Raw genomic sequence first — 25,513 nt, forward strand, 5'->3', positions numbered from 1 at the left:
ACGGATGACGCATTCCGGGGCTTGCCTTGCCACTGTGTTTCAAGGCAGGCTCTGGGGTGTGCATTATTCCCATCACGTGTCAGGTATTTTTTATGTCGTTACGCATCTGCATTCTGGAAACCGACATCCTGCGTCCGGAACTGGTCGATCAATATCAGGGTTACGGGCAGATGTTCCAGCGTCTGTTTTCGCAGCAACCCATCGCTGCCGAGTTCACCGTTTACAACGTGATGCAGGGCGAGTATCCCGGCGAAGAGCTGACGTTTGACGCCTACCTGGTCACCGGCAGCAAGGCCGATTCCTTCGGCACCGACCCGTGGATTGAAACCCTCAGGGCTTACCTGCTGACCCGCTACGAGCGCGGCGACAAACTGTTGGGCGTGTGCTTCGGCCATCAACTGTTGGCATTGCTGCTGGGCGGCAAGAGCGAGCGTGCGGCCCAAGGCTGGGGCGTCGGCACCCACAACTACAAACTCGCCGCCAAGGCGCCGTGGATGAGCCCGGTGAGGGAAGAACTGACCTTGTTGATCAGCCACCAGGATCAGGTCACCGCGCTCCCGGAAAATGCCACGGTCATCGCTTCCAGCGATTTCTGCCCGTTCGCCGCGTACCACATCAACGATCAGGTGCTGTGCTTCCAGGGGCATCCGGAATTCATTCACGATTACTCGCGGGCGTTGTTGGATATTCGTCAGGAAGCGCTGGGCGAGCAGATTTATTCGAAAGGTATGGCGAGCCTTGAGCACGAGCATCACGGCACTACCGTCGCGGAGTGGATGATGCGGTTTGTGGCGCATAAGCCAGAATCTGGGGCGGTTTAAAAGATAAAAGCTTCGCGAGCAAGCCCGCTCCCACAGTGGATCTCCGGTGTTGCAGAGATCATTGTGGGAACGGGCTTGCTCGTGAATGTCACAGGCACCTCGGTAATGGCTACAACCACCCCGACTTCTTGAAACTCGCCCACAAACTTACGCACCCCACCGCAATAACCCCCAACACTCCGAAATACCCATATTGCCAACTCAACTCCGGCATGTCCTGAAAGTTCATCCCGTAAATCCCCGCCACCGCCGTCGGGAACGCCAGAATCGCCGCCCACGCCGCGAACTTGCGCTGCACCACGCTTTGGCGTGACGCCTCCAGCAACACCCCAACCTCAATGGTCTGACTGGCAATGTCCGCCAGGGTCGTCAGGTCTTCCATCTGCCGTGTCACATGGATCTGCACATCGCGAAAGTACGGGCGCATGTTCTTGTCGATGAACGGAAAACTCAGCTTCTGCAATTCCTCACCGATCTCCACCATCGGCGCCGCAAACCGGCGCAAGCGCAGTACATCGCGGCGCAGGCTGTGGAGTTTTTGAATGTCGCGCTCGTTCAGGGAGCTACACATGACGTTGCGTTCCAGCTCATCGATCTCCGCATGGATCGCTTCGCCCATGGGCTGGTAGTTTTCGATCACGAAGTCGAGGATGGCATAGAGTACGAAATCTTCCCCGTGCTCCAGCAACAGCGGACGCGCCTCACAGCGCTGTCGGACATGGGCGTAGGACGCGGAGTGGCCGTTGCGTGCGGTAATGATGTAACCATTGCCGGCAAAGATATGAGTTTCGATGAACTGCAGTTTGCCTTCATGCCGGATCGGCGAATACGTGACGATGAACAGCGCGTCGCCGAAGGTTTCCAGTTTCGGCCGACTGTGTTTTTCCAGGGCGTCTTCGATGGCCAGTTCATGCAGGTTGAACTGGCGTTGCAGATTGAACAGCTCCTGGGCGTTCGGCTCTTCGAGGCCGATCCAGACAAAGTGGCCAGGCTTTGCCGCCCAGGCAGCGCCTTCGTCGAGGGTGATATTGGTGACTTTCTTACCGGCGCTATAAACCGCAGCAGCAACAACTCTACCCATGATAGTGATTCACTTCTTATTGGCAGCTTTCTATTAGCAAAGATGGCAGTGGCAGGCAGTCTCCAGCTTAGCCCTGTCTGCTGCTTGAGAGTCAGTGAAATCTGTTGAGTTCGTAGGCAAAAGCTCGCAGGCAAAAGAAAACCCGCACAAGGCGGGTTTCTTTTACGCGGCTTGCAGTTGCCGATCCATCGAAGCGATGCACTCGCGCATCTGCTCGCGGCACTGGGCAATCAGCAGCGGCATGTCATCCAGGCTCAATCCAGCCGTAGGAATCGCCGGTAACGAGCGAATCAGAATCTTCCCACTGCCCCAACGGTTCAATCGCATGTGTTTAACGTAACTGCTGACACACACTGGAACAATCGGCACCCCGGCGGCAATGGCCATTTGAAAGGCGCCTTTCTTGAACGGCAGCAACTCTTCGCCCAGGTTGCGTGTGCCTTCCGGGAAGACCCAGATCGAAGTGTCTTCATTCTGCAGCGTGTGGGTAGTGGTCAGCATCGACTGACGCGCTTTCTGCGCATTGCCGCGATCGATCAGCACATTGCCCGCCAACCAGAACAACTGACCAAACAGCGGCACCCACTTCAGACTCTTCTTGCCGATACACACAGTACGGCGGGGCACCACGTTACCGAACACAAACAAATCGTAGTTGGACTGGTGGTTGGCGATGATCACGCAGCTGTCGGGTTTATCCATCAGCGGTCCGACGTCAGCCTTCACCCGCAGACGCAAAATGCACATCGCCGGCCATGCATAAAGACGCGCGCACAAGCGGCTGTTGTCCGGATTGAACGGTCGGCACAGGCCGAGAATCACCCCGAGCACACCGGCCAGAATAAAGTGCAGGCCCATCAATAACATACGAAACACAAACAGCATTTACAGGCCCCACCGGGACAAAAGGTGGCGCAGTGTACGGATGTGCACTGTTTTCGGCAATTGCCGCTATAGAGGTGGGAGATAGGCGATGTTTGAGCGCATGTTTCCGACTTATGGGTCAGATGCGATCTAGAGCGGTTGTAGGCTATTCAACGGAGCGTGTAAGAAAAAGCCCGACACGACGGTCGGGCTTTTCGGTGTGGCACGTTTGGGTTTAAACCAAAAAATCCTGATCCTCGATGATCGCGTTGTCCAGCCTCTCCAGCAGCGCTTTGCGCACTTTGAGCTTGGTGTTCTTGTGAGCGGTCATGTTGATCTTCTTCAACTGACGAGCCGCCGCCAGCGCCGCGCCTTGCAGCTCTTCGGCCGACACCACCAGGTCGAGGAACCCGGCATCCATGGCGCTCTGCGGATTAAACATTTCAGCGTTGATCACAGAGCGGTGGAACGCCGACTTGCGCAGACGATCACGGGCCAGTTCGATACCGGCGTGGTGCATGGTCATGCCGATCTGCACCTCGTTCAAACCAATGCTGAACGGGCCGTCGACACCAATTCGGTAATCCACCGACAACAGCAGGAACGCGCCCTTGGCCACCGCATGCCCAGGGCATGCCACGATCACCGGGAACGGGTGCGCCAACAGACGACGAGCCAGGGTCGAACCGGCAGTCACCAGCGCCACGGCTTCTTTAGGACCTGAGGTCATCACCTTCAAGTCATAACCGCCTGACAGAATCCCAGGCGTACCGGTAATGATCACCACCGCACGATCAGTCACCGCCTGATCCAGCGCGGCGTTAAACGCAGCAATCACGTCCGGAGAGATGGCATTGACCTTGCCATTGCTCAAGGTCAGGGTCGCGATACCGTCTTCGAGATGGTAGGAAATCAACTCACTCATGACGCTATTCCTTTCAATAAAGTAGGGCAGACGTTACTCACCGCCGTAGGCCAGGTAAAGCGCCGTGACTGACCGCCCAGTCACCCTTTCCCCGCCCGGCAAGCGTCGCCCGCCACGTCAGCCGCGCATTCCCTTCTATATAGAGGAGGGCGCGAAGCCGGAGATTGGCGGGTTTGCCATGGACTGGAACCTGCTCGAACGACTAAAACGCTAAGCGCATGAAAATTCTGAAAAAAAAATTTGCCATCGGAAAAGCTTTCGACTACATTAGCGCGCCTCGACAGACAGAACATGTTTGACGAGATACGGTGAAGTGTCCGAGTGGCTTAAGGAGCACGCCTGGAAAGTGTGTATACAAGAAATTGTATCGAGAGTTCGAATCTCTCCTTCACCGCCACATTTAATCGTTAGAGCCCTGATTATTCGGGGCTTTTTCGTTTCTGCGGTTCTGAAAAAAAATTTAGCCCATACTTTGGCCCATACCCTGGACGGCTCAGTGCTTTGCGACCAAAGGCTGATTTTTCGACAGTTTCTAAGCGGTGTACATCATTCGACGCACTGTATTTCCGTGATGATCCCCGCATCGTGTAAGCCCAAGGCATAGCCCTCTGCACGACTGGCTGATTCCAACACCAGGTGCATGAGGCTGCCTTCGATGATCTTGAGAGTGGAGTATTAGGCCGATCACCGGTAGCGATCCGCGAGAATGCTTACTCTGGCATTGTCCAGGATTGTAGCTTGTAGCCCTCCTGGCTCAACTCGGCGCGCACCTCTTCCAGCAGGCTTTCCAGTTGCGCCGGGTCGGAATAGGCACTGCTTGGAACCTGTTTGCGACAAATATGAGTGTTGGCCCGGTCGATGACGGTCAGGCTCAGTTCTCCATTACCGTCTTGCGGAGCCCAGGCGACGCATTGAAAAGGTTCGAATGCGTGGCCGGCAATCAAAAGTGCTTCGTTGATGCGGAACGGGGTGCTCATGGGTTGTCTCTCCTTGTACCCAAACAAATGATGTGCCATCGGGTGGGCTTACCGGTCGGCTGTTTACTAGTAGGGGGCGGGTCACACGTAGTAATAATTTTGTTTAAACTTTATTTCATTCACAAAAATTAACCCGCGATTGTGAAAGTTGAATGGACGGTAGTAATTCATTAGGGGAACTCTGAAAAAGACTTCCAGATTTGGTGAAATTGTTGGCGCTGATTGAAAACTCACACACCCTGCCGATTGAAATTAGACCCAGGGCGGATTGCTGATTTCGCAGCAGCAATTTCGAATAAACTTAGCAGCGTGCCGATCACATGAGTCGCGGAAGACCTGCTGCATGCAGTCATGCAGCAGGGCATTTCCACAACAACAGTCAAAATTGCTGGTCTTCCTCCGTACTCGCTCTGGCCCACAGCAGTTTTTCATTGCTTTACATAACTGCCTGGCGCCGGCTCCAGAGGCGGGAATTTGTCATTCCCTATGTGCGGAACCGCTGGTTGGCGCTCGCCGGAGTGTCCCGCCAGCCAGTTGAACCAATCATTCCACCAGCTACCGGGTTGCTGCTCAGCATTCTTGAACCAGGTCTCCGGGTTTTTCGTGACCCGACTATTGGTCCAGTAATGGCGCTTCTGCTTGGCCGGTGGATTGATGACGCCGGCGATATGCCCTGAAGCTCCTAATACAAAACGCTTGGCCCCGGAGAGCAGGTTGGTGCTGGCGTAGGCGCTTTTCCAGGGCACGATGTGATCGTCATGGGTGGCGAGGATGTAAGCGGGAGCGTCAATTGCACGCAAATCAAGCTTGACCCCACAGCACTCCAGCTCGCCTGATTTCAAATCGTTCTGCAGATAGGTGTGGCGCAGATACCAGCAGTACATCGGCCCTGGAAGGTTGGTGCTGTCGTTGTTCCAGAACAGCAGATCAAGCGGGATCGGCTTCTGCCCCTTGAGGTATTTGTCGACGTTGTAGTTCCACCACAGCTCGTTGGGGCGCAGTAGGGAAAAGGTATTGCCCATGTCCTCACCACGAAACAGACCGATGGGACCATTCATGCCGCCGATGGTGCGCTCTCGATAGGCCACCAGTTCTTCGTCGACGAATATGTCGATGGGACCGGTATCCAGGTAGTCAAGGAACGTGGTGAACAGGCTCACGCTGGCGATCTCCCTGTCGCCGCGTGCAGCAAGTACTGCCAGCGCCGTGCTCAGCAGGGTGCCGCCGATGCAGAAGCCCACGCAATTGAGTCGCTGCTCGCCACTGATATCGCGGGTCACCTGCAAGGCGTCGATTACCCCGTGCTCAATCAGGTCATCCCAGGTGGTGCCAGCGTGTTCCTCGTCAAAGTTGCGCCAGGACATCAGGAATACGGGATGTCCCTGTTCCAGCAGGTGGCGGACCATCGAGTTGTCCGGGCGCAGATCAAGGATGTAGTACTTGTTGATCGACGGAGGTACGACGAATACCGGGTGTCGGTACTGGGTTTCGCTTTGCGGGTAGTACTGAATTAGTTGGAATAGGTGATTCTCAAAGACGATTTCGCCGGGGGTGTTAGCCAGATCGACGCCAACCTTGAAGGCGCCGCTGTCACACTGGCGCATTTTGCCTTCGTTCATGTCGCTGGCCAGATGCTGCATACCTGTGAGCAGGCTGGCACCTTGAGTCTCAACCACACGCTGGAGCGCATCAGGGTTACTGACCAGGAAATTGCTTGGCGCACTGGCGGCAATGGCTTGCTCCACCAGATAGCGCAGGCGTTGGCGCGGTTTTTTTTCGTCGATCAGCAACTTGTCGAGCAGTTTCAGGAGAAAGCCGGAGTTGAGCAGGTAAAACGCAGCGAGGGAGCCGAACTGTGGCTCGCTCCAGTTGCCGCTGGAGAAGCGTCGATCATCGAAGCTGAAGGGTTGGCCGGTCAGCAGTTTTTGGCCGAGTTGGCCCCATTGAACCTGGTAGTCCGCTTGAAGGCTGTCCAGGGTTTCGCGAGGTAACTCGAACCAGGCGCCGTGCTCATGCCCGGAAAACCACGGATTAGTGCTGACCCATAGGCGTAATTGTTGCACTGCAAAGGAAGCGATGAACGGAACCTGGCCTGACCAATAGGTTTTGAATGTATGCGCGTTGTTGTCCATAAAGTTCCTTGCCCATACAGATGAGCCGGGCAGAAAAAAAGCCGCGCTTTGCCGGACTCCGGCGTTGCGACGGCAGGAATGCGCGCAGCGTTGTCTGACGCCAATCTGATGCGCGGAACAAGGGTCCCAAGTCCGCGCATGGGCTACTCAGAAGCCGTTGGTTAGCGCTCGATAGCCAGGCCGACGCCTTGTCCGCCGCCGATGCACAAAGTGGCCAGCCCCTTCTTGCCGTCGCGACGGATCAGTTCGTGCACCAGCGACACCAGAATCCGTGCCCCCGATGCGCCGATCGGATGGCCAAGGGCGATCGCGCCGCCGTTGACGTTGACTTTGCTGGTGTCCCAACCCATCTCTTTGCCAACCGCCAGCGCCTGGGCGGCGAAGGCTTCATTGGCTTCGATCAGGTCCAGGTCCTCGACGCTCCAGCCGGCCTTTTGCAGGGTCAGGCGTGTAGCCGGGACCGGGCCGATGCCCATGATCGACGGGTCCACACCGGCGCTGGCATAGGCTTTGATGCGTGCCAGTACCGGAAGGCCGAGCGCTTGTGCTTTAGCGGCGCTGGCCAGCAACAGCACGGCCGCACCATCGTTGAGGGTCGAAGCGTTGCCGGCAGTCACGCTGCCGTCTTTCTGGAATGCCGGTTTGAGTTTTGCCAAGGCTTGCGCAGTACTGTCGATACGCGGCTGTTCGTCGGTGTCGAAGACCAGCGGTTCGCCCTTGCGCTGAGGAATCAGCATCGGGGTGATTTCGCTCTGGAAACGCCCGCCCTCAATGGCTGCGGCGGCCTTCTGTTGCGAGGCGGCAGCGAAGGTATCCTGCGCTTCACGAGAGATCTCGTACTTCTGCGCCAGATTCTCAGCTGTGATACCCATGTGATAGTCGTTGAAGGCGTCCCACAGGCCATCCTGGATCATGCTGTCTTGCAGTTGCGCATGGCCCATACGCAGGCCGGTGCGTGCCTTGGGCAGAACATAGGGGGCCAGACTCATATTTTCCTGACCGCCAGCGATTACCAGTTCCGCGTCGCCGCAACGGATTGCCTGGACGGCGAGATGGACCGCCTTGAGACCGGAGCCGCAGACCTTGTTCAAGGTCAGGGCAGGCGTGGTGTGTGGCAAACCGGCTTTGATCGCTGTCTGGCGTGCCGGGTTTTGCCCAGCGCCGGCAGTGAGTACCTGGCCGAGGATCACTTCATCAATTTGAGCAGCATCGATACCCGTCTGCTTCAGCAAGCGGCGAATCACTGCGGCACCCAGTTCGGTCGCGGGAATTGCAGACAAAGCACCCTGGAAACTGCCAATGGCGGTACGAGTAGCGGCAACGATTACGACTTCGTTCATGCGTGACCTCATCGAAAAGACAAAATTCGTCGAGCAAACCAGGGCATTCCTGCCCTGATCGGGGTTATTGCATGTTCATGCCGCCGTTTACCGAGAAATCGGCACCGGTGCTGTAGGCAGACTCATCGGAAGCCAGCCAGGCCACGATTGAGGCGATCTCTTCGGGTTGGCCAAGGCGACCGACCGGAGTTGCAGCGATCATGCCTTCGAGAATGTCCGGGCGAATTGCCGCGGTCATGGAGGTCTGGATGTAGCCTGGGGATACGGTATTGACGGTCACGCCCTTGCCGGAGACTTCCCGGGCCAGTGCCATGGTGAAACCATGAATGCCAGCCTTGGCGGCGGAGTAGTTGGTCTGACCGAACTGGCCACGCTGACCGTTGATCGAGGAGATATTGATGATCCGCCCCCAACCATTGGCCAACATGCCTTCAATGACCTGCTTGGTAGTGTTGAACAAGCCCGTCAGGTTAGTCCCGATCACGCTGTTCCAGTCTTCCGGGGTGAGATTGCGAAAAGAGGCGTCGCGAGTGATGCCGGCGTTGTTGACCAGCACATCGATCGGGCCGAATTGTTCACGAGCCATCTCGAAAGCCTTGCGGGTGGTCTCCCAATCGGTGACGTCGCCATAGATGCATTCGAACTGATAACCCGCCTCCAGCTGGCTGGCAATCCAGTCGTTCTTGCGGCTGGAATCAGAGCTGCAGCCGACGATTACCTTGAATCCTTCCTTGTATAGACGTTGGCTGATTGCCGTACCGATACCGCCCATACCACCCGTTACTACAGCAATACGACTACGCGACTCCATACTTCTACTCCATTTTTTTTACGCTGTAGGAGAGAAGATTGTTGGTTATCGACGGGCCGTGCGGAAGTGTTTGAAGGTGACGTTCTCCTGTCCTTCGGTGCCACGCGGGGAGGTGCCCGCTGGCAAAAAATGAGGAGTACCTATACTGGGATCAATGTTTGAAACTGAAGGGATAGTTAATATTTCTGCAACGTAGTTGAAATATGTTCAACGCATGTCAGTATCGGCTTCGGACAGGACGTTCGGTTCCATTGGTCATTGAGGACGCCATGTATAGAATGAGTTCAGGTTATGCCAGCATGCTGGCGAATACGTTTTTGGCCCAAGGACTGGACCTTGCCGGTCTGTGCCAGGAGGCGGGACTGGATGTCGAGTTCGTGAGTAAACCAGGAGCATTCTGCGAGCGAAGCGTTATCTATCGTCTTTGGGACTTGGCTGCTCAGGCTTCGGATGATCTGAATATCGGTTTGAAAGCCTACGGGGAATTCCATCCCAGTAGTTTTCAGATCGTGGGCTACACGATGATGTCCAGTTCGAATCTGAAAAGGGCGCTTGAACGTCTGGTTCGTTTCAGCCCGTTGATCGGTACCGGATTCAGCCTTTTCCTTGTCCAGGAGCAGCAGCATTACCGATTGGCCAGTCTCGATCATCAGCAACATGGCTCGGTCAAACCCCGGCAATACACGGATGCAGCCTTGGCTTCGCTGCTGGGTTTCTGCCGTTGGCTGGCAGGTGGCAAGTCACCGCAACCGTTGAGTGTGGAGTTCACTTATCCCGAACCTGAAGACACGTCGGAGCATCAGCGGCTTTTTGGCTGTCCGCTGAGTTTCGGGGCGGCATATGACAGCATCTTGTTCGATGGCCAGGAGCTTCTGAGTCCATTGAGCATGGCCAACGAGGCGTTGGCCACACTCCATGACAGTTTTGCCGAGGCTCAATTGGACGTGTTGTCCGGGTACTCTATTGTTGGCAGGGTTCGCGCGCTGATTAACGAGCGCTTGAGCCAGGGGCAAGGCCGATGTGATATGGAATCGATTGCGGCGGCACTGAGAATCAGCAAGCGAACGCTCCAACGAAGCCTTGAAAAGGACGGCACGCAATTCAAGGATGTCCTGAACGATGTACGCCGGCAGTTGGCCGACTTCTATTTGCGCCATTCTCATTTCAACATGAAGCATGTGACTTACCTGCTCGGCTTTCATGATCACAGCAGCTTCCATAAGGCATGCACCCGTTGGTTCGGTATGACCCCCGGTCAGTATCGAACCGACGATTCGTTGCTTGTGCTCGAGGAATTCGCGCCGGTTCGACTCATTAACCCCGTCGGTTTGCGCAGAGATCAAAAGATCGCAGGCTTCGCCGAACGGATGCACCGCTAATCCCTTGTGAAGGGTCATTGAGGCTTGGGGCCTGTTGTCCCTTTGCTCGCTTTGCGCTTCGGGGCTTTAACTACGATGGCGGGAGCGGGCAGTGGTGTGTCTGCGGCGACAGCGTTACTGCAAGCGGAAATGGCTCCGAAGGGGTCTCCTGCGGGATGACAACTGTTTCACTGGGTGGTTGGGTCAGGCTGAAGCCCGGCAGCGGGACTTCGAGCAACGCGTGCACTTCACGCCAGAATTCGCCTTCAGCTCCAACGGTCGCTAGCAGTTCCGGCATCAATTGGCGGGGGAGATCTGAGCCGGCGATCAGGGTTTCATGATCGAACTTGAGCAGCAGTGGATACCCGGCGCGTTCATGGGCCTGCGTATTGTCGCCGCGCTGGCGCAGGGTGTCCCAGAACAGCAGGCTGCGTTGGCCGAGGTCGGTGAAGTATTCCTGCCAGTCAGTGGGCGTGGGTTGTCTGAGTTGACCCCACTTCAGAGGCGCGAGGTTTTTTTCCTGGCGCTGGCGCAAAGCATCAAGGACGTTCAGTGTATTGAGGTGCTGCAGATGACTCAGGTGTTCGAACAGGCCGCGTTGAGAGGAGGATTTTTCATATTGCGATGCAATAATATCTTCCTGGCCCATGGTGATCTCCTGGCGTTATGCATGAGAAGCAGCTGCCTGCGCCTCATTAATAAAGAGGGCTTGGCTGGCTGTTCGATGTTAGGAGTCTATAGCGAATAGAGGCAGCAGAAGAAAGATTTTTGTGCGCCGCACAAAAAATCATTGCTAAACGAATTTGTGCGCTGCAATATTAAGGCTAACGCGATGACCGGCAGGATCGCTATCGCGTCCTCGGGCCCATGTAGGCCTTCCAGTATCAGGAGATTCAAGCATGTCTTTTTTTAACTCGGAAAAATTGCAAGACGCTCAGAAAACCAACCTAGACCTCCTGCAGCAAATCAGCGGCAAAATCTTCTCCAGCGTTGAACAGTTCAGCCAATTGCAGTTCAAGACATTGCAGGCCTCCACCGAGGAGCAGTTCGACGGCTTTCGCAAGCTGCTGGCAGTCCGTGATCTACAAGGGCTCGCTGAGCTCCAGACTTCTTTCACCCAGCCAAATGTGCAAGCCGAACGCCTGGCTGAGTTCAATCGCCAAGTGCAAGCGTTGATTGTCGGCACTCACTCGGAAATCGCCAAACTGACCTCGCGTCAGGTCGAGGCGGGCACCCAGCAGGTGCAAGAGTTCGTCGAAGTGATCAGCAAGAATGCACCGGCTGGCTCCGAGCCTGTTGTGGCCGCGTTCAAGTCGTCGCTGGCGAATGCCGGTACCGTTTTTGAAAGCGCACAGAAAGCCGTAAAACAGGCTGCTGACGTTGCCCAGAGCGGTTTTGACGCAGCTACCGCCGCAGCCGGTAAAACCGCTCCTGGTGCCAAGGCTACAAGCGGTAACAAGTAAGTCACATTAGAGCGGTTACACTGATGGCGATGGGTTTACTCCCCCATCGCCATTTTTTTCGGCTCGCCACCGGCACCTGGCTTGCCTGGTGGCATGCCGCCGAACAGGCCGAAGAGGTTCTGAGTGTTCAGGTAGAGGTTTTTTGACTGGTCGACATACTGGCGCATCAAATCCTGCATGACCGGTGCTTGCTGGTGCATGAACTTGCTCCAGGCTTCAGAGGACTGAGCGCCGGTCTGGGACTGGATGTCGATGACCGTCTGGATGCTTTTATCTAGGTAGCTGCCGAGGACGCTCTGGTAGGGACCGTAGAACACGTTAAACCAGAAATCATAGGGTGCAGGCCTTGTGCAGTCTAGGTTTTGGTGGGTTAATTTGCGTCATACCCGGTTTAGCGCCCGGTTTTGAAGCTGCATATGATTTTACTTTCACAGCAGTTGCGTTGCTCTCGGTGCGCTGAGGCATTTGATCAAATGTCCTCGTTTGTTTGCTAAGAGGATCTTGCTTGACGTGACTAACGGCAAAGGGCCGGAGTCGCCCCCACAGCGGCCGGTCATTCGTCTATGAAAGTGGGGCCGTTGATGTGTCAACTGTCAACCACGTTAGAGTTAGAGTAGGTCCATGGTAGCCATGGAATCAGCCATGCGGTAGCCCATCGCTTTGTAACCCGCTTGGCGCTTATCCCACATCCTCAGCAGCGCGACATTACCCTCGTCAACGAAGTCGATCACTCTCACGTCGGTCTTATCGGCATGCGATCGATGCAATCGTCCCGCATATTGCTGAAGGATACCCTTCCATGAGATGGGCATTGCCAGTACCAGCGTGTCCAGCGGCGGGTGATCGAAACCTTCACCTACTAGTTTTCCTGTTGCCAACAGCACCCGTGGAGCATCAGGGGGAAGGGACTCAAGCTCATGCATACGGGAAATGCGCTGTTTCTTGGGCACTCGCCCATGAAGTGTGAAAAGGTTGTGCACGCGCTGCTTCAATTCTAATTCAAGGGCATCCACATGTTCCGTTCGCTCCGTTAGCACTAGAATTTTTCTACCCTCGTTGTACGCCAGCTCAATCTCCGAGACGATTTTGGCTGTCCGCTCAGAGTCGTCCGCTAGATGCCGAAAAACGTCCTGAATCCCAAAGCCGTCGGGGACCACTATTGGTTTGGACAGCAATCGAGGCACGACAGAGAGGTCATGGGGCGCACTCGCTGGTCGAGCAGCAGAATGTCGGATCGGTCCGCACTGCATGAAAATAATGGGCTGCTGCCCATCTCGGCGCACTGGGGTTGCCGTGAGTCCCAGCACGTACCGCGCGGTCGCGCTCCTCAGTAGTGCCTCGAATGACACAGCTGATAGGTGATGACACTCATCAACGATGATCTGGCCGTAGTTTTTTACCTGATCGCTGATTTCGCCTTTTCGCGATAAAGACTGCATTACGGCAATGTCGATGATGCCGGTAAGCTTCGCTTTTCCGCCCCCAAGAGTTCCAACGACACCATTCCAGACTCCCAAGAACACCTGCAAGCGCTCTTGCCACTGCCTTAACAGTTCCGTCCGATGCACAAGCACCAACGTGTTAATGCCACGTGCGGCAATCAACGCAGCAGCACTGACAGTTTTACCGAAAGCAGTCGGTGCGCAGAGGATACCGGTGTCATGACTTAGCATTGCGCTGACAGCAGCCTCTTGGTCAGAACGCAGGGTCCCGAGAAAACTCACGTCGATGGGATCGCCTGCGAAGCGTTCGTCTTTAAGAATAGGGGTAACCCCGTTTTCCCCTAAAAGCTCCAACGCAGCATCCAAACAGCCACGTGGTAACGCAATATGTTTGGGGAAGTTCTGGGCACAGCCGATAATCCTTGGCTTGTTCCACACTGACATACGCATGGCCTGAGCTTTGTAGAACTCAGGATTTTGAAAGGCAGCGAGCCGGACAAGCTGGTTTGCCAATGGCTGTGGCAATTCCGACTTTTCAAAGTAAATTAAGTTAGCCAGCGTAATGTTGACAGCAGCAGGCAACGGGCATGTCAATTTGCGTGATCTAGATTCACGATCTTTCCAAGGTTCTGCATCACCTTCGTCATCGACATAGGCGACCCCTAGAGGGTCCCGATTACCCATCGCCTGGATAATAACGGGCTGGATATCTTCTGGACTCATGCGCTGAATCGATGCCAGGAAGGCCCATTGATCAGGATGAGGCTCAAGCGAGTCGTCTACAAAAACGCTATTGTTTTGGGCCCTGGCCCGCTTTTGTAAAGGGAGCGCGATGAGATTTCCAAAGCCGCCTTTGGGCATATAGTCCTGGTTTGGAAACAGTCGATCATAGGAGCTGAGCGCCAACTGGCGGGTGCGCTCACAGGCATGACTGATGATTGCGGCACCGAGGCGGCGCGCATCGCAGGCAGGAACATTACGCTCAAAGAAAATCCAGCCATGAGCCCCTTGGCCTGAGCGCGATATTTCCAGCGCCACCGGGACGTTCAGCTCATGGCATGACTGCACAAAAGCTTTGGAATCATCACGCCATTCGGCCTCATCGAAGTCGACCGCCAAAAAATAACAAGTGTCATCAGAGAGTAGGGGGTAGATACCAACGACCACTTCGCCCGCCAGATGGCGATAGACCACCTCATCGGTCAGCGGAAGCAGCTGGCGGTTACCGCAGTCGCCACATTTAATTCGGGGCTTCTCACAAACGCCAGGCCTCCATTCGTTTGCGCAAGCGGGTGCGTATCCTGATTTGCCTGCCTTGCTTTCCCAGCGGATGGGATAAACGTCCGTCCTACCACGAAACAAGCTTCGGAATAGGGCAAGCTTCCCTTCAGTATCGAGTTGCTGTGATTGTTCTGCTTGGACAATCGCTATCTTGACTGGCTCAGCAGGCGGGCGCCAATCGATGCCATGAGCATCCAACAAGGCAACCAATCTTGCATTCTCAGCCCTTAGCTTCGCCACCAGACTACTGTCTATCACCGCCTTCAGCCTCTACGTCTCAGGTGAAGCCTGTAGCCTCGAGCTACAACCCTCAGTCCATCAGTAAAACATAGAGGTTATCAAACAACAGAGGTTTGGTTCAGGAGCTCAAGAGGTCCTCCCTAATCCCAATCAAATCGTTGGCTGGCTCAATCTGCCAGTGAGGGATACGGTGCCAGCCTGGCACTGCTGATGCTGATGCTGATGCTGATGCTGATGCTGATGCTGATGCTGAGGTAGAGAGCGATGGTTGATAAGCGCAGTGATACGACCAAGAAACCCGTCAAGGATCAGACGTACTTTCCACAGGCGAACCCAGGCAAGAGGCCGAGAGGCAAGGGCGGTAAAGGGAAAGGCAGATGACCGGTGTGCAATACGACGACGAGGGCGCCCATGGGGAGCGCCCTTTATTTTAAATGGCGTAGCATGCCGTCAGCCTCGGCCTTTTTGAGTAGCATGTACATTTCACATAGGTAATTGAGTTCGCTGCAACCCCCGGAGAGTTTTGCCGTGCAGGCTTGAGCCACTTCCACCGCAACAAGTTGGGCCTCTTTCGATAAAGACAGGTAGGCGTCCACTGTCCAGTCGACATCAACGGCGCACATCTCAGTGTCGTCGCCAGCTCTAATCATGAGCTTAGTGCCGGATTTGAATTGGGCCTTGAGACGTTTCATGACCGCCTCATTGAAATAGTGTACGTTTTCGTTGTTCATGATCCGCGCCATCAAGTGCCCAAGGTTGCCAGGTCATTGTGACCCAATCGGTGGGATTCACCAGTGGCTTTGCTGCGGACTGCTCTCAGGCGTCACCACGGTGCTGGACTGGGGGCGCTCTACGGTTTGTTCGCATGACCAGCGAGTGAGTACAAAGAAAAAGGGTACTTGGAGAGTGCCCTTTGTTTTGCCACTTGGTTACCGCCAGAGGCTGTAGACCAGCAGACCGAGGATCAGCCAGCCAACTTGGGTTGAGCAGCGCAACTGATCAGGCAACGGCCGAGGATGCCTTGGCCATTGATCACCGGGTCTTTGAACAGTTGGTTGGCCAGGTAGGGCTGCAGCATCAGATGCAGACTGAGGCGGCGGTCATAGGCGCGCAGGCTTTCTCCGGTCATGGAGCGCGCCCGGTCGATCGGGCTGCCATCCCACAGTGTCGACAAGGTGGTAATCGCCTTGAGCCGATTCTCTTTGCTCATGGTGCTGCTGCCCAAGAACTGGCCCCCTTCATCATTGAACAAGCCCATGCTGGGCAAGCCCTGGCACAGGCTTTTGACCAGGGCCTTAATGGTCGGCTCGGCAATGATCAATCTCGGCGGTACCGGCTCGGACAGCTCATCGCCTTCCGTATCTGCGTGTTTCTTTGAGGTTTTGGGTTTGACCGTGATGCTGCTGGCAGCGCGATAGGCTTTGAGCTTTTCCGCGTACAAGGTCCACTGCTGTCGTTCCCAGTCACGCGCCGCCTTCAGTGCCAGCTGATCCACCGCGCTTTTGCGATCCCCCGAGGATGCCACCGTCAGTAGGTAGAGGGACAACGGATAGGTTCGGCCATCGAGTTGGACATTGGCATGACCCTGGCTCACCCGGGCCGCGCTGGCCAGCACCGATTGTGCAGCCATGGCGCAGGGCACGCCGATCACCTCGGCCAGTCGGTCGACCGCAGGGCCCAACAGTTCTCCGAGTGCTTCGACCGGGTAGGGCAGTGGCGCCTGCTGGTACTCCAGCAATGATTGTGGTGGCTCGAACGCTTCGCACAGTTGCATCGCTATTCTCCTGAAATTATCGACTTCGTCCTCACTCTTCCCGCCACGGTTGTTGAGTGTTATCAGGGATCAAGGCCCCTGCGACCTGTGAGGGTTGTCCACTCACGCGGGACTGACGGCTCCTTACGACCGGGAGCTTGGGCATTTCATGATCTGGCCTCCTGAACACTTCCTAAGAAGTGGGCGGGTGGAGGCTGCACTGGCTGACGAGACCGGTGCCGCGAGATCCTGAGTCGGGTGAAGGCAGTGAGGCGATGACCGGGGCATACCTGACTGTCAGTCAGGTGCAGTCCATTCCGTGGGCTGCGGCACCATCATCGGCATCGCTGTTGCTGGTGACGTCGGTGTTTGTCACGTCGATTGTCACTAGGGGAAATGCCGCAAAGCCTTGTGCGAGTTGGGCTGCAGCAGTGGTACGAGCGCCCGTCTCTTTCGGGGAGAAAGAGACGGGCGCAGGTTGGCGCTGGGAAATGGCCAAGCGGAAAGGTTGCTGCAGGGCAGCTATGAAGGGGGATGAGCTGCCGCAGTGGGCACTCTGGTAGAAGTAGGCATCCATCACATCGCTGTGACCGTGCGAGCCGCCGAACGCTAATCGCACTTTGGGTGAACCACCACGGTGTGGCGTAGCCTTAAAGGTTCTGGCTGCCTGGGTGCTGTCGAGGACAGCGCTTGTACGATTCTGGTGTAACGCTCGCTCTGCTCGCGGTCAACAGCATTTTGTGGGCGACTGTTGCGCCAATCGGTAGCGCTGGAAGACCTTGGAGGCCGGTGGCTTTCCATGGCCGGGTGGTCGTTCGTCGGTTTTTAATGTGAGCCCACGCGGACGGGAATGCGGAGCCTTCCCGCTCGCGTGGGCTTAGCCGAAAAGGCCCCACGAGCGAGGCTTGCAACGGCGACAGTCGCCACCTTTGTCGCCATGCTGCAGACCAGGTATTACGCGGGTTGTCGCCGGTGTCGCCGGTGTCGCCATCCTCCATTCGATAAACGAGGTGAGATGATGGCTTGAGCATCTCGCTTCTCATTCAATAGTATTTGCTGCCGCATGCCCTGTGGCATATCGCGCCCAATCCTCCATCAGTATTCGCCGCTTTTCAAAAAGATCGCCACGTCGATAAGCCGCCTCTACCGCATTCTCTACGGCGTGCGCGAGCGCCTGCTCACAGACCTCCCGAGGATAGTGAGTAACCTCACTCGCCCAATCCCTGAAAGTCGAGCGGAATCCATGCGTCGTGAGATCGTCCCGCTTCATCCGACGCAATGCCATCAACATCGCCATATTACTCAGAGGCCGCTTTTTGCGAGCCCCCGCAAATAGGTGATTGTTTCCTTCAACGCGAGGAAGCCCTGCGAGTAAATCCAATGCCGCTTTTGATAGAGGCACCCGGTGTTCCTTCCCCGCTTTCATCCTCGGCGCAGGAATGGTCCATACCCTTGCTGCCACATCAATCTCTGCCCACGTCGATTCAAGCACCTCACTGGTTCGGCAGGCAGTCAGGATGGTAAAGCGCAATGCTTTAGAACTCAGATCATTTACTTTCTCAAGGGGCGCCATGAAGGCGGGAAGCTCTGTCCACGATATTGCTGCATGATGCTTCACCCCACGCACTTTTGCGCGAGGTGGTAGCAGTTTGTTCAGGTGTCCACGCCATCGAGCGGGGTTTTCTCCATCACGCAGCCCTCTGGCCTTTGCTGCATCGAGTACCAGTTCGATGCGGTTTCGCAAACGACTGGCGGTTTCGGGTATTACTGTCCAAATCGGCTTGAGGATTTTCAGCACATGCTCAATGCCTACTTCCTGCGTCGGAAGATCGCCTATGGTCTTGAACGCATAAGTAGCCAGAGTGTTCTCCCACTGCTGAGCATGCTTGGCATTTTTCCAGCCTGCTCTGTGGGCAGCGATGTAGTCGAGAGCAACTTCTTTGAAAGTGATTGCTTTGGCCCTGGCTGCATCCTGAACTAAACGTTCAGCTTCTTTTTCCAGCCGTTGCCGTTCCATCTCCTCATCCCGACTGGTTAGCGGATCGACGCCTGACTTGCTCAGCTTTCTGGCTTCTGCAGCTTTCTCACGAGCTACCGCAAGGCTTACTTCGGGGTGCCTGCCCAGTCCCATGTCTCGGCTCTTGCCAGCAAGCTTGTAGCGGAAGATCCAGCTTGCGCCACCGGTACGGCCGAGTTTCAAGTAGAGGCCGTCACCATCGTTGGTCATTCCGGGTAACCCTGATCTGACTATTTTTTCTACCGCTTTCGTCGTCAGAGATGCCATCACTCACTTCCTATTTGAAAGGATGATGACTCAATCTAAATGAATGCCAGCCCATACTCCAGCCCATACCTTGGACCCTGGCTTTCCGTAGTCATGCTTGGACCATCAAAGAAAAAATATACTGCAACTATATGTTTTTATGGAGTTTTTATAGAGTTAATTAAACGTCTATGTGCTTCTAGAAACACTAAAATGGCGGACTCCTTCACCGCCAAATTCGATGTAACCAAAACCCCTGATTTCGAGAGAAGTCAGGGGTTTTGTGGTTTCTGGCGTCTGGATTTTGTGGATGGCAAGGTTATTGACCCACGCCCATCGGCGAAGACGCTTCCGAAATTCATGTAGGACGGCTGATAGGCATGTGGGAAGTAATGCTGGGAAGCCAGGTAGTTGGGTGCTTTCATAGGTTTCAGCACCTGACACGAGCCGTTTCGTGAGGGGTATTCGCTTTGCGCCTTTAGGGGGCAAAATGAATCAACGGCAAGGCACATGACGCGGCCTATTATCTGGAAGGACGAACGCACGTTATTCAGGAATTCACCATGAAACAGGCAGAACTGGAAAAGGTCCACGTGGAGATCGTCAAGCTGATGGCTGAGCAGCGCAAGCTGAACGCCGAGGCCGGAAAGATGACCCGTGAAACTTTTTGGTATCCGGTGGCTGTAGCGACAGGGTTGATTGGCGCGGTGGCCACTGTCACAACTGTGTTGGTCAAGCTGCTTTAACCTGTTGGACTGCCCTAGGCCCCTCGAATGGAGTCGACACTATGTCTCACCCTCGCGCCGCTTCCCGCCGCATAGCTATTTCCCTCTCCGCCGTGTTGATGAGTACCGCCTCCTTATTCGCCACCGCATCTACGACTAAGACTTTCCCCGATGCCATAGCCAGCGACCCCGCAAAGCTAGGCTGGATGGTCGGCTCACCACCACCTGCAGATCGCACCGTGCGCTTCGAAGACGGTAGCTATTTCCAGTTCCCGGCGATGCGCTGGAGTGTCTCGAACTTCCGTCAACTGATGCCTACGATCAACGTTTCACTGGGGGCTCAGTGCGCCGGTTCCATTGGTATCTGCGCTGCGCAAAGACATTGATGCGATCAGCTTCGTCCCGCTGGGCGCGAAGGCTCCGATGACCTGGGAGCAATCCCTCGCGGCCACCTATACCGACGGGATTGTGGTGATGCATTGCGGGAAAGTTGTCTACGAGCGTTACTTTGGCGTGCTGAAGCCTGAAGGCCAGCACGCGGCAATGTCGGTGACCAAGTCTGTGGTCGGCACATTAGGGGCGATGTTGGTGGCAGAAGGGCGAATCGATGCGAACAAGCACGTCGCCGAATACGTCCCCGAACTGGCGGCTTCGGCGTTTGGCGGCGCTACGGTGCGTCAGGTCCTCGATATGACGACCGGCCTCAAATACAGCGAGGACTACACCGACCCGAACGCCGAGGTCTGGGCTCATGCAAAAGCTGGCAGCCCTCTGCCCAAGCCAAGGGACTACAGCGGTCCGCGAAGTTACTACGAGTTTTTGCAGACGGTTCAACCGCAAGGCGAACACGGTAGCGCGTTCGGCTACAAGACCGTCAATACCGATGTACTGGGTTGGATCATCGCTCAAGCGACCGGTCGCAACGTCGCACAGTTGTTGTCGGAGCGGATCTGGAGCCGTTTGGGGGCTGAGCAGGACGCCTATTTCACGGTGGACTCCATTGGCACCCCGTTTGCTGGCGGCGGCTTGAACACCGGTTTGCGTGACCTGGCACGATTTGGCGAGATGTTGCGTAATGACGGTCAGTTCAACGGTCAGCAAATCGTGCCCAAAGCGGTGGTTGACGACCTCCGTCGCGGCGGCGACAAGCAGGCATTCGCCCAGGCGGGTTACGATTTGTTGAAGGGTTGGAGCTACCGTTCAATGTGGTGGGTGACCAACAAAGAGGGCGGAGCCTTCATGGCGCGCGGGGTCCATGGGCAACGCATTTATGTCGACCCGAAAGCCGAGATGGTGATTGTTCGCTACGCCTCCCATCCGGTCGCCAGTAACTCGGCTAATGATCCGGTCACCTTGCCGGCGTTTGATGCGTTGGCTCAACATCTGTCCAGGTTGCCTTGAGTAATTATCCCCAGGCCATGAAGAAGGAAATTTAATGATCACCACCACAACCCACGCCATCGAAGGCCGACAAATCACCGCCTATCTGGACATCGTCAGTGCCGAGTCGGTGCAGGGGGTCAACGTTATCCGCGATATGTTCGCCGGGATGCGGGATTTTTTCGGTGGGCGCTCTCAGACGTTGGAGCGGGCGTTGAAGGAAGCACGGATTCAGGCAACCGACGAGTTGAAGGAGCGGGCGCGGGCACTTCAAGCTGATGCGGTGGTGGGGCTTGATTATGAGATCAGCATGCCGGCCGGGAAGGGCGGGATGGTGGTGGTGTTTGTGACCGGGACGGCGGTCAAGTTGAGGTGAATGTGTTACGAGGCCGTTCGTCGGGGACGCAATAATCTGAACTACAAGTCCGGTAATGACTGACTAGTCTCAAAAGCGTTGAAGGTCGATATTTTTCAGGCAAATAGGGCTTGCCGGTGTCGACCCTTTTTTGAGAGGGGAAAGGTATGGCTGATTCGTATATCGAAGACGACGGATCTGAGTTTTCGATCAACAATTGCGTGCAGTGTGGTCAAGCGGAGTATATGCCGGGCTTTGGTGAAAACCGGGTCCAGGTCGCCAAATTGAAATCCAAGTTGCCCCGGACCGAAAAGGCGAATTTCTTGCCCAAGAGGATGCCGCCTTCCAGGAAGTAACCGTCAACCGGACAGCCCCCGCCATTGAGCGGGGTTTTCATTTTCACAAGGGCGGCTGTCGGGATTTGGACTACAGATACACAGCCCGCTGTTAGCGATTTCTTTCACAAACTTTTCACACCCACCTACGTAGGCTCAACTCATCCGTTAGAAAGCAGTACCTGGCCCGTTCCCCAGCGGGCTTTTTTTTGCCTGTCATAAAACCTTTTCTAAAAACGCTGTCCAACCGTCGCCTATTGCGAGGTTGTACCCGTGCGTGTCTGGACTTTGTCTCCTCAAAAGCATTCAATCTCGCCCCTTTCGTTACCCCTTTTTTTGAGGTTCTTGTCATGCGTTTAACACTGCCTGCTTTGGTTCTGGGGCTTTTGGTTGCTCAAGGTGCGATGGCTGCGGGTGATGGCACTGCCGCGATCGGTGGTGGTTTGGGTGGCGCGCTGGGTAATGTGGTCGGCCAGAGCATGGGCGGCAGCACCGGTGCAGCGATTGGTGCTGGTGTAGCGGGCGCGGCCGGCAGTGCTGTTGCCGCACGCAAAGGCAGCCGCACTAAAGCAGCCATTGGTGGTGGTGTCGGCGCGGCCGGCGGTTCGATCATCGGCAACAGCTTGGGCGGCAGGACCGGTTCCACCATCGGCGCAGGCTTGGGCGGCGCATTGGGCGGCGGCGTGGGCAGCAACCTGGCCAAAGGTCACAAGCGTCACTGATCCTGATCGATCAGCTCAAAAAGCCCGGCTTGATGCCGGGCTTTTTGTATCTGGAAATTTCTTCTTCACGCTCTTCGAATTTACAGCTGTCCAACGATCAGCGCTGGCGTGATGAAAAAGCTAGACTCACGCCATCCGTAACGCGTTCTCTTACCCCCGATACGGAATTTAGAGGTTCATATCATGCGTTTGACATTGTCCACGTTGGTTCTGGGACTTTTGGTCGCTCAAGGTGCAATGGCAGCCGGTGACGGCACCGCTGCAGTTGGCGGTGGTATTGGCGGTGCGCTAGGTAACGTGGTCGGCCAGCAAATGGGCGGCAGCACGGGAGCCGCGATTGGCGCCGGTGTAGGCGGCGCGGCAGGTAGCGCGGTCGGCGCGAAGAAAGGCAGTCGCACAGAAGCGGCGATTGGTGGTGGTTTGGGGTCGGCTGGTGGCTCGGTGATCGGCAATAGCCTCGGCGGTTCTACCGGTTCGACCATTGGCGCAGGCCTGGGCGGCGCGGCGGGTGGGGCGGTAGGCAACAACCTGGGCAGCGACAGCGGCAGTTCGCACTCCGGTAGCGGCCACAATCATAAGCATAAAAACAAGCACAGGAACAAACATCACTGATTCGTCATTGAGTCACAGCAGAAACCCGGCCCAGCGCCGGGTTTTTTCGTTTCTGGAGTAGGACTCTGGAACGTTTGGTCGTGGGCCGCCTCGAACTTCATACACCCCAGAATGTTGTGAGGCATGCCATGACTCCTGAAACCGAAGGCAAGGAAGAAAAAGGCCCGAGCGGGCTTCCGTTCATTAACGATCCAGGAAACGAAGACCCAGGCTCGTTGATGGATGACGCAACGGTGCCGCTCAATGATTCTGATGATGCGGGCGATGTCGGAAATATTGAGTTCGAAGACGAGGAGGAAGAGGACGAAGAAGATTGACCCTGCTGTGCGACGGACTCGACCGATCGTCTCTCTGATCGAACGCAATGCAGGGCGCAATCCTCGAAATTTCAGGGCCTGCTTTTCAGGCCTCTCGAGAGGTGCTTTATGAACGCTGATCCGAAAGACGCCGACATCGACGATACCCCTGAATATCCATTGCCTTCACCGACCGATTCCCTGAGTCGTGATGAACGTCCGCCTGATGATGCTGGTGTGGAGCAAGTGCCGAGCGACGATGTGAAGCGCTCTGATGTGGAAGCAGACCTGGAAGATCCAGACAATGCCGGGGATGGTCGTTCGGGGGGGCGAGTTTAGGTGGATGTATATGAGTCGATGCGTAGTCGTTAATGCTATACCCATGCCCAGCTAATTGCTGGGCTTTTGGAGAGCGTTAATTTTTACGTGCCTGGCACCCCATGCTAGTGCGCTAGCCGACCAAGTTAAGGGGGCGGGGAATAAACCAATTTATTCTGCCAACGAGGTGATCCAGTGATTGTAAAAATCCCTTTGTTGTTGAATATCATGTGTGATGTCGTTTTCTTCGAAGTCAAAAATGTTGACCACATCTTCATTTTCAGCCGGTTTCCCCATCTGAAGTTCATACGCCACTACGCCGCCAGACATTTGGGATGACATACGTGAAGGATAAACATTGAGTTTGGCGCCTTTGCATAGAAACTTTACTTCTGGAAAATCTGCTCGCAACAGTCCAAGACATGCGTAAAGATCATGGCCTGTGTATGTTCTTCTTAAGCCGTTTTCCATTATGAAAGTTAAGGCTCGCTTTTGCCGGTCGCATTCGATAGTGGCTTTTTTAGTGACTCCGTGGGTGTGGATAGATATTTCTATTATTTTCATGATTACTTCCTGCGCGGGTTAGGGGTTGAGTAGCCCTTATAGCTACCATCGGCGTTGACGGGGGTAACGCCGAGGATGTCGTGGCTGTCTATTCCTCCTGGGAACGCGATTTCAACCTCCTTGCGGTGAGGCGAAATCATGCCGAGCCTTTTATTCACATCTATTCCGCGAATGTTTTTTATTACGTAGACGAAGCCATCATCAAAACCGTATCCCGTTGCGAACTTTATGGCCTCCTTTTCCGAGGTCGAAGTACTGACAAAAAAACTGGGAGGGCTTCGGTTGTCCAAGGCATGCAAGTAGAGATCCATGCTGTCTCCCAAGGGCTCAAACCCCGTTTCAAAAATCTCCCAGTCTTCTCGGGAGTCTCCGCGGTACAAATACCGATTTATTGGTTTCGTGGATGGAGCGCCGGGCTCCCCCTCATCAACACCCGCCTTCCCAGCCGGATCCTCATTGTTTAGGACTGAGATAAATACCAGGGTAGCTGTGAGGTAAACCCGAGATACTCCGGGATTCGATGGTCCATGGTGATATGGGATTTGTAATTGAGTTGCAGCGAGTGCAATTGATATGACCCCGGTCTGTTGCTGGTGACCGGGGTGCAGTGAAGGCAGGCGAGGCTCTTTTGTTCCGGTGTTTAGTCATCCAGGTGGGGAGTGAACAGGTCGCCCTGGTCGCGAGCGATTACTGCTTGCCGCATCCTCTTAACCACCTTGTAAACAAACGCCAGTGAGATGTTGTGCTTCATGGCGATCTCGCGGTGGTTGCGCCCCTTCCACTCATCAAAAATCTGTTGATGCAGTTTCGAAGCCTGTATGTGAATACCTTTCGGCATATACAGCTGCTGGCCGCCCCAAACCGTAGCCATTTGCATGGCCACCTCAATACCGTGTGCTTCGGCGAGTTCGTCACTAACGTGAAGTGTTTCTTTCGCTGACTGGGTGACGTGGTCAGCCAAGGTCTGGAGCAGCTCGCCGGCCGTGCTGCTGGGCTCTTTCATACACCCTCCTTATGGGTCACGCGACTCTGCCACTGCTTCAAGTTTTCAATTACACGACTGGCTTGGACGGCGGTGAGCCATTGCAGTGCTGACACCTTGGTCATACTCAGCACAAACTTCCCCAGAGCCTCCTCGGAAGGATCGCGGACGGCGCCCAGACCATGCAGCGTCAGCCACAGCGAACGGATCTTCTTAGACTGCTCGTCGTTGGCCTTCGGTCGCTTTCCAGCCGCGTTTGGACGAACCTTAAAGCCCCGCTGCTTGAGCTGTTCCAAAACCTTAACCAAGTTTGGAACGCTCAAGTCAGCGGTTGATGTCGCGCCGTCCAAACCATTCATACCGGCCAGCATCATTCGATAGGTATCGTCATCCATGCGCAGCTCGCGCCGTGCAACATGAATCAGCTTGATGTAACGCAGTCGGTCTGGATTGGAAGACGTCATAGCGCTCAT

The 25,513-nt window shown here is 55.5% G+C and carries 25 protein-coding genes, 1 tRNA gene and 3 pseudogenes; 12 read left to right on the forward strand and 17 right to left on the reverse strand.

The genetic code is table 11. The features are described 5' to 3' along the window. The first annotated feature begins 92 nt into the window (after nucleotides 1-92). Nucleotides 93-821: an amidotransferase gene (locus CUN63_RS22425; protein WP_129442553.1), complete on the forward strand. Its 729-nt coding sequence runs from the start codon at nucleotides 93-95 to the stop codon at nucleotides 819-821. A gap of 109 nt (nucleotides 822-930) precedes the next feature. Here CUN63_RS22425 and CUN63_RS22430 read toward each other — a convergent pair whose 3' ends face one another. From CUN63_RS22430 to CUN63_RS22440, 3 genes are all read right to left on the reverse strand, one after another. Continuing rightward, nucleotides 931-1,902 (reverse strand): magnesium and cobalt transport protein CorA, encoded by a 972-nt coding sequence (locus CUN63_RS22430; protein WP_129442556.1) that lies wholly within the window; start codon nucleotides 1,900-1,902, stop codon nucleotides 931-933. Nucleotides 1,903-2,064: 162 nt separating this feature from the next. Beyond that, a complete protein-coding gene (locus tag CUN63_RS22435) occupies nucleotides 2,065-2,787 on the reverse strand; it encodes a 1-acylglycerol-3-phosphate O-acyltransferase (RefSeq protein ID WP_129442558.1) in 723 nt (240 codons plus the stop codon). Nucleotides 2,788-3,001: 214 nt separating this feature from the next. Then, complete coding sequence (locus CUN63_RS22440) at nucleotides 3,002-3,691, reverse strand: crotonase/enoyl-CoA hydratase family protein (RefSeq protein ID WP_129442561.1); 690 nt, start codon at nucleotides 3,689-3,691, stop codon at nucleotides 3,002-3,004. A gap of 64 nt (nucleotides 3,692-3,755) precedes the next feature. Here CUN63_RS22440 and CUN63_RS31730 point away from each other — a divergent pair, with 64 nt between their 5' ends. Both CUN63_RS31730 and CUN63_RS22445 read left to right on the forward strand, forming a co-directional pair. Then, nucleotides 3,756-3,905 carry a hypothetical protein gene (locus CUN63_RS31730; RefSeq protein ID WP_165353268.1) on the forward strand — a complete coding sequence of 50 codons (150 nt, stop codon included), beginning with the start codon at nucleotides 3,756-3,758 and terminating at the stop codon, nucleotides 3,903-3,905. Between the two features lie 93 nt (nucleotides 3,906-3,998). Beyond that, nucleotides 3,999-4,088, forward strand: a tRNA-Ser gene (locus CUN63_RS22445). A gap of 313 nt (nucleotides 4,089-4,401) precedes the next feature. On the opposite strand, the gene CUN63_RS22450 is transcribed toward CUN63_RS22445, so the two are convergent. The 4 genes from CUN63_RS22450 to phbB all read right to left on the reverse strand — a co-directional run bounded on the left by CUN63_RS22450 (nucleotide 4,402) and on the right by phbB (nucleotide 8,951). After that, the gene (locus tag CUN63_RS22450; RefSeq protein WP_129442564.1) at nucleotides 4,402-4,668 is read right to left on the reverse strand and encodes a hypothetical protein; all 267 of its coding nucleotides are present in this window, start codon (nucleotides 4,666-4,668) and stop codon (nucleotides 4,402-4,404) included. Between the two features lie 428 nt (nucleotides 4,669-5,096). After that, complete coding sequence (gene phaC / locus CUN63_RS22455; RefSeq protein ID WP_129442567.1) at nucleotides 5,097-6,800, reverse strand: class I poly(R)-hydroxyalkanoic acid synthase; 1,704 nt, start codon at nucleotides 6,798-6,800, stop codon at nucleotides 5,097-5,099. Between the two features lie 161 nt (nucleotides 6,801-6,961). Next, on the reverse strand, nucleotides 6,962-8,140 hold the full coding sequence (locus tag CUN63_RS22460) for an acetyl-CoA C-acetyltransferase (protein WP_129442570.1): 1,179 nt from the start codon (nucleotides 8,138-8,140) through the stop codon (nucleotides 6,962-6,964). Between the two features lie 64 nt (nucleotides 8,141-8,204). Then, nucleotides 8,205-8,951, reverse strand: coding sequence for an acetoacetyl-CoA reductase (phbB, locus tag CUN63_RS22465; protein ID WP_129442572.1), 747 nt, complete (start codon nucleotides 8,949-8,951; stop codon nucleotides 8,205-8,207). 269 nt (nucleotides 8,952-9,220) lie between these two features. Between phbB and CUN63_RS22470 the strand changes: the two genes are divergently transcribed. Beyond that, complete coding sequence (locus CUN63_RS22470) at nucleotides 9,221-10,330, forward strand: AraC family transcriptional regulator (RefSeq protein ID WP_129442575.1); 1,110 nt, start codon at nucleotides 9,221-9,223, stop codon at nucleotides 10,328-10,330. 70 nt (nucleotides 10,331-10,400) lie between these two features. Here the strand turns inward: CUN63_RS22470 and CUN63_RS32320 are convergent, their stop codons facing one another. Further along, complete coding sequence (locus CUN63_RS32320) at nucleotides 10,401-10,958, reverse strand: DUF3141 domain-containing protein (protein ID WP_256657566.1); 558 nt, start codon at nucleotides 10,956-10,958, stop codon at nucleotides 10,401-10,403. 250 nt (nucleotides 10,959-11,208) lie between these two features. Between CUN63_RS32320 and phaP the strand changes: the two genes are divergently transcribed. Then, nucleotides 11,209-11,772 carry a TIGR01841 family phasin gene (gene phaP / locus CUN63_RS22480; protein WP_129442578.1) on the forward strand — a complete coding sequence of 188 codons (564 nt, stop codon included), beginning with the start codon at nucleotides 11,209-11,211 and terminating at the stop codon, nucleotides 11,770-11,772. Between the two features lie 35 nt (nucleotides 11,773-11,807). On the opposite strand, the pseudogene CUN63_RS22485 reads toward phaP, so the two are convergent. From CUN63_RS22485 to CUN63_RS22510, 5 genes and pseudogenes are all read right to left on the reverse strand, one after another. After that, nucleotides 11,808-12,086, reverse strand: a pseudogene (locus tag CUN63_RS22485) (PHB accumulation regulatory domain-containing protein); the annotation flags it as partial. Nucleotides 12,087-12,380: 294 nt separating this feature from the next. Further along, entirely contained in the window at nucleotides 12,381-14,753 is a 2,373-nt protein-coding gene (locus CUN63_RS22490) for a DEAD/DEAH box helicase family protein (protein WP_129442580.1), read from the reverse strand. Between the two features lie 407 nt (nucleotides 14,754-15,160). After that, on the reverse strand, nucleotides 15,161-15,466 hold the full coding sequence (locus tag CUN63_RS22495) for a hypothetical protein (protein ID WP_129442583.1): 306 nt from the start codon (nucleotides 15,464-15,466) through the stop codon (nucleotides 15,161-15,163). Between the two features lie 263 nt (nucleotides 15,467-15,729). Further along, nucleotides 15,730-16,509 (reverse strand): annotated as a pseudogene (locus CUN63_RS22500) (DUF3987 domain-containing protein); the annotation flags it as partial. 1,018 nt (nucleotides 16,510-17,527) lie between these two features. Continuing rightward, nucleotides 17,528-18,772 carry a site-specific integrase gene (locus CUN63_RS22510; RefSeq protein ID WP_129442588.1) on the reverse strand — a complete coding sequence of 415 codons (1,245 nt, stop codon included), beginning with the start codon at nucleotides 18,770-18,772 and terminating at the stop codon, nucleotides 17,528-17,530. A 542-nt stretch (nucleotides 18,773-19,314) separates the two neighbouring features. On the opposite strand from CUN63_RS22510, the gene CUN63_RS22515 reads away from it, so the two are divergent. The 7 genes and pseudogenes from CUN63_RS22515 (at nucleotide 19,315) to CUN63_RS22550 (ending at nucleotide 23,515) form a co-directional block, all read left to right on the forward strand. Next, on the forward strand, nucleotides 19,315-19,497 hold the full coding sequence (locus CUN63_RS22515) for a hypothetical protein (protein ID WP_129442591.1): 183 nt from the start codon (nucleotides 19,315-19,317) through the stop codon (nucleotides 19,495-19,497). Between the two features lie 98 nt (nucleotides 19,498-19,595). Beyond that, nucleotides 19,596-20,877, forward strand: a pseudogene (locus CUN63_RS22520) (serine hydrolase domain-containing protein). Between the two features lie 34 nt (nucleotides 20,878-20,911). Next, entirely contained in the window at nucleotides 20,912-21,232 is a 321-nt protein-coding gene (locus CUN63_RS22525) for a YbjQ family protein (RefSeq protein ID WP_129442594.1), read from the forward strand. Nucleotides 21,233-21,896: 664 nt separating this feature from the next. Then, nucleotides 21,897-22,268, forward strand: coding sequence for a hypothetical protein (locus CUN63_RS22535; protein ID WP_033055724.1), 372 nt, complete (start codon nucleotides 21,897-21,899; stop codon nucleotides 22,266-22,268). Between the two features lie 183 nt (nucleotides 22,269-22,451). Then, complete coding sequence (locus CUN63_RS22540) at nucleotides 22,452-22,880, forward strand: glycine zipper domain-containing protein (RefSeq protein ID WP_129442599.1); 429 nt, start codon at nucleotides 22,452-22,454, stop codon at nucleotides 22,878-22,880. A gap of 128 nt (nucleotides 22,881-23,008) precedes the next feature. Beyond that, nucleotides 23,009-23,197 carry a hypothetical protein gene (locus CUN63_RS22545; RefSeq protein ID WP_129442602.1) on the forward strand — a complete coding sequence of 63 codons (189 nt, stop codon included), beginning with the start codon at nucleotides 23,009-23,011 and terminating at the stop codon, nucleotides 23,195-23,197. A 108-nt stretch (nucleotides 23,198-23,305) separates the two neighbouring features. Then, the gene (locus CUN63_RS22550; RefSeq protein WP_129442604.1) at nucleotides 23,306-23,515 is read left to right on the forward strand and encodes a hypothetical protein; all 210 of its coding nucleotides are present in this window, start codon (nucleotides 23,306-23,308) and stop codon (nucleotides 23,513-23,515) included. A 150-nt stretch (nucleotides 23,516-23,665) separates the two neighbouring features. Here the strand turns inward: CUN63_RS22550 and CUN63_RS22555 are convergent, their stop codons facing one another. The 4 genes from CUN63_RS22555 to CUN63_RS22570 form a co-directional block, all read right to left on the reverse strand. After that, the gene (locus CUN63_RS22555) at nucleotides 23,666-24,058 is read right to left on the reverse strand and encodes a hypothetical protein (RefSeq protein ID WP_129442607.1); all 393 of its coding nucleotides are present in this window, start codon (nucleotides 24,056-24,058) and stop codon (nucleotides 23,666-23,668) included. Between the two features lie 2 nt (nucleotides 24,059-24,060). After that, nucleotides 24,061-24,438, reverse strand: a complete 378-nt coding sequence (locus CUN63_RS32330) for an enterotoxin A family protein (RefSeq protein ID WP_256657568.1) — start codon at nucleotides 24,436-24,438, stop codon at nucleotides 24,061-24,063. Nucleotides 24,439-24,698: 260 nt separating this feature from the next. Then, nucleotides 24,699-25,061, reverse strand: a complete 363-nt coding sequence (locus CUN63_RS22565) for a Mor transcription activator family protein (protein WP_129442612.1) — start codon at nucleotides 25,059-25,061, stop codon at nucleotides 24,699-24,701. Next, entirely contained in the window at nucleotides 25,058-25,513 is a 456-nt protein-coding gene (locus tag CUN63_RS22570; protein ID WP_256657569.1) for a gp16 family protein, read from the reverse strand. The genes CUN63_RS22565 and CUN63_RS22570 overlap by 4 nt, the downstream gene beginning before the upstream one ends.

The organism is Pseudomonas sp. ACM7 (genome assembly GCF_004136015.1).
Lineage (GTDB): Bacteria > Pseudomonadota > Gammaproteobacteria > Pseudomonadales > Pseudomonadaceae > Aquipseudomonas > Aquipseudomonas frigoris.